The organism is Spongiactinospora gelatinilytica (genome assembly GCF_003236385.1).
Taxonomy (GTDB): domain Bacteria; phylum Actinomycetota; class Actinomycetes; order Streptosporangiales; family Streptosporangiaceae; genus Spongiactinospora; species Spongiactinospora gelatinilytica.
Genome location: NZ_POUA01000539.1, coordinates 1 through 3,781, shown reverse-complemented (window position 1 = coordinate 3,781; position 3,781 = coordinate 1). Strand labels below are relative to the sequence as shown.

Here is a 3,781-nt window from a genome sequence, read left to right as displayed (position 1 = left end):
CCCCCGTACCACGCCGCCGCGACCCCGGCGCCTGACCACCCCGAACCGGCCGCACCGGCGCTACTGAAGCCGCGAGGGCCGGTTCCTGCCCCCGCGAGGCGGCCGCACCGGCGGGACCAGAGCCGCGCGGGGGACCGGAGCGGCGTTTCGGCACCGCTGGCGCGAACTAAGCTGGCGGGCATGGTCAAGCGTGAGGCGGGTGGGGTGTGGCTTCGCCCGGAGCGGCCGGTGCGTGAGGCGCCGATGACCCGTGAGCGGATCGTCGCCGAGGCGGTGGCCCTCCTGGACGCAAAGGGGGTCGCCGGTCTGACGATGCGCCGCCTGGCCGAGCGGCTGGGCACCGGCTCCACGACCCTGTACTGGCACGTCACCACAAAAGACGACGTGCTGGACCTCGCGCTGGACGCGGTGTTCGGCGAGGCCCGGCTGCCGTCCGCCGACGCCGGAGGATGGCGGGCCCAGGCCCGGGCGCTGATGGGGGAGTGGCGGGCCGCGATGCTGCGCCACCCGTGGACCTCCGCGCTGCTCGGCCGTCCGCTGATGGGCCCCAACGTGCTGGAACGCACCGAGTACCTGCACGCCACGCTGGCCGGCGCGGGGCTCACCGGCCCGGCGCTGACCGCCGCCGCCTACGGCCTGTCCCACTTCGTGATCGGCTCGGCGATGATGGAGGCGGCCTGGCAGAGCGCCGGTCAGAGCGCCGGTCAGAGCACCGGTCAGAGCACCGAGAGGGCCGGGGCCGCCGATGCGGCCATCGCCGGGCACCTGCGCGAGCGGGCCGAGCGCTACCCGGTGCTGGCCGGGCAGGGCCATCCGGCCGCCACCGACTGGGACGCCTCCTTCGAGCGCGGCCTGGGCTACCTCCTCGACGGGATCGCCGCCGCCCTGCCCGCCCCGCCGGACGCCCGATGAGACAGATGCCGGGGAGCGCGGCGCCCGCAGGAGTTGACTCTCACACCGTGTGAGACAGGAGCGTGATGGCGTCATGTTCACCATCGGAGATTTCGCCACGATGGGCCGGGTCTCGATCCGGATGCTGCGGCACTACGACGCGATCGGGCTGCTGCGTCCGGCGCGGGTCGATCCGGCCAGCGGCTACCGGTACTACGAGGCCGGGCAGCTGAAGCGGCTCAACCGCCTGGTCGCGTTGAAGGATCTCGGTTTCACCCTCGCCGAGGTGGCCAAGATCGTCGACGCCGATGTCGGCACCGCCGAGCTGCGCGGCATGCTACGGCTGCGGCAGGCCCAGGTCGCCCAGCAGATCGCGGCCGACACCGCGCGCCTGGCCCGGATCGAGGCGAGACTCCGGATGATCGAAAAGGAAGGTGCCATGAGCACGAAGAGCGTCACCGTCAAGACGGTTCCGCCGGTCCGGATCGCCTGCCTGGCCGGGGTCGCCGAGAGCGGCAATCACGAGGACGTCGCCCCGGTCATCGGCGGCCTGTTCGGTGAGTTGTTCGGGGCACTGGGACAGGCCCAGGTCACCCCGGCCGGGCCGGCCATGGCCACGTACGCGCCCGCGGACGGGGATCGGCTGACCGTCACCGGGGCCTGCCCGATCGCCGCCGACGCCACCGCCGGCCCGCTGGAGGTCACGACCCTCGACGGGATCACCGCCGCGGCCTGCTACGTCCATCACGGCCCGATGGCCGCCATCGGCGAGGGCTACCAGGCCCTGGCCACCTGGATCGAGGACAACGGCCACCGCACCGACGGCACGGCCCGCGAGGTGTACCTGATCTCACACCCGGAGCCTGAGGAGCGCTGGCAGACCGAACTCCAGATGCCGATCACCCAGGGCTAGCGCCGCACGCGAAACGGCGACGCCCCCGGCGCCGCGTTCCGCCGCAGGTGGCGGAAGGCGGTGCCGGGGGCGTCGCCGCTCTGGTGCGGGGGCCTTCGGGTCGGGGACGTCAGGCGCTCTTGCGGCGCTGTGCGCGCAAGATGGCCAGCCGCTCGTTCAGCACCTCTTCGAGGTCTTCGATGGTGCGCCGCTCCAGCAGCATGTCCCAGTGGGTCCGCGGCGGCTTCAGCTTCTTGGTCTGGGGCAGCTCGCCGTCAACACGGACCGCGACCGCGCCGCAGCTTCGGCACTCCCACGTCGCGGGAATCTCGGCCTCGGCGGCGAGCGGTACGTCGAAGTGATGGCCCTTCGGGCAGGTGTAGGACACCTCCTGGCGCGGAGCCAGGTCGGTGTTGCGGTCGTTCTCGTAGCTCGTCGCGCCGAGTCGGGTACCGCGAAGCGCACGCTCGCCCATGTTTCAATGCCTCCTGAGGGCCCCATCTTGAGGGGTCTGTCTCCCACTGGCGTACAACGCTTGATACCGTGGATGGATTCCCATCCGCGGGGTGATCCAATCGCGCTTTTTGTCGCCGAAGCTCCCCGTCTTGGGCAACGCCCCCCTCCAGCGGGCCCACAGGCTAGATCCGCCGGGGCACCTCGTTTCCCGCCGCGCGGATCGCCTTGGGCAGATCGACCAGGGCCAGCAGCACCAATCCGAGCACGAAGAAGACCATCAAGAACAAGATCCCCAGCCGGTAGCTGCCGGTGTACTGCAGGGCCAGCCCCAAGGTGAAGGACCCCAGGAACGTCGAGCCCTTGTCGCTGATCTCGTACAGGCTGTAGTACTCCGCCTCCTTGCCGGCCGGGATGACGTGGGAGTACAGCGACCGTGACAGGGCCTGCGTGCCGCCCATCACGATCGCGATGGCGAATCCGAGCCCGAAGAACGGCAGCGCCGAGCCCTGCGGCAGGAAGTAGGCCACGGTCACCACGGCGGCCCAGCCGACCAGCGCCACCATCACCACCTTCTTGGCCCCGTAGACCTTGGCCAGCCGGCCCAGCAGCAGCGCCCCGCCGAACGCCACGAACTGCACCATCAAGATGGCGCCGATCCTGACCTCCTCGGGCAGTTTCAGTTCCTGGTCGGCGTAGGTGGCCGAAAACGAGATGACCGTCTGCACGCCGTCGTTGTAGATCAGGTAGGCGACCAGGAACGCCAGGGTCAGCGGATAGCGGCGCAGTTCGCGGATGGTGCGGCCGAGCTGGCGGAAGCTGCGCCCGACGGCCTGGGTGGAGGTCTCGCTGCCGGGGGTCAGCGCCCGGCGGTTGCGCAGCCGCAGCAGCGGGATGATCGTGAACCCGCCCCACCACACCCCGGCCGAGGCCAGCGCGATGCGGGCGGCGGTGCCGCCGGAAAGCCCCAGGGACTCGGCCTTGAGGAACAGCCCCAGGTGCACGGCGAGCAGCAGCCCGCCGCCCAGGTAGCCGAACCCCCAGCCCATCGCCGAGACCCGGTCGCGTTCGGCGGGGCCGGCGATCTCCGGCAGGAAGGAGTTGTAGATGACGAACGCGGCGGCGAACCCGACGTTGCCGAGCACGAACAGCGCCCCGCCGAGCAGGTAGCCGCCGCCGCCGACGAACCAGAAGCAGCCGGTGGCGCCGGCGCCCAGGTAGGCGAAGAGCGCCATCAGCTCCCGTTTGCGGCCGGTGTGGTCGGCCAGCGCCCCGGCGACGGGCATCACGATGATCTGGATGACGGCGGCCACGCCGACGACGAAGCTGTAGTAGGCGCTGGGGCGCACGTCGAAGCCGAGGACATCGACATAGGGGCGGCCGGCGGCGGCGGTGCTCGCCAGCTCGGTCAGGTACGGGCCGAGGAACACGGTCAGCACGGTGGTCGGGAACGCCGAGTTCGCCCAGTCGTACCAATACCAGCCGCGCTGCTCGCGTTTGCGGGCCGCGGGGGTCTCCTGCTGGGCGGCGGGGGCCGTCATGGAT

Annotated in this window: 4 protein-coding genes; 2 read left to right on the top strand and 2 right to left on the bottom strand. The window is 71.4% G+C overall.

Annotated features, from left to right (window positions below):
• The first annotated feature begins 180 nt into the window (after positions 1–180).
• Together C1I98_RS36505 and C1I98_RS36500 are read left to right on the top strand one after the other, a co-directional pair.
• Positions 181–912, top strand: coding sequence for a TetR/AcrR family transcriptional regulator (locus C1I98_RS36505; protein ID WP_111171843.1), 732 nt, complete (start codon positions 181–183; stop codon positions 910–912).
• A gap of 73 nt (positions 913–985) precedes the next feature.
• The gene (locus tag C1I98_RS36500) at positions 986–1,804 is read left to right on the top strand and encodes a MerR family transcriptional regulator (RefSeq protein ID WP_111171842.1); all 819 of its coding nucleotides are present in this window, start codon (positions 986–988) and stop codon (positions 1,802–1,804) included.
• Positions 1,805–1,913: 109 nt separating this feature from the next.
• Here the strand turns inward: C1I98_RS36500 and C1I98_RS36495 are convergent, their stop codons facing one another.
• The gene (locus C1I98_RS36495) at positions 1,914–2,258 is read right to left on the bottom strand and encodes an RNA polymerase-binding protein RbpA (RefSeq protein ID WP_111171841.1); all 345 of its coding nucleotides are present in this window, start codon (positions 2,256–2,258) and stop codon (positions 1,914–1,916) included.
• A 163-nt stretch (positions 2,259–2,421) separates the two neighbouring features.
• Positions 2,422–3,777, bottom strand: a complete 1,356-nt coding sequence (locus C1I98_RS36490) for an MFS transporter (protein ID WP_111171844.1) — start codon at positions 3,775–3,777, stop codon at positions 2,422–2,424.
• Positions 3,778–3,781 lie beyond the last annotated feature (4 nt).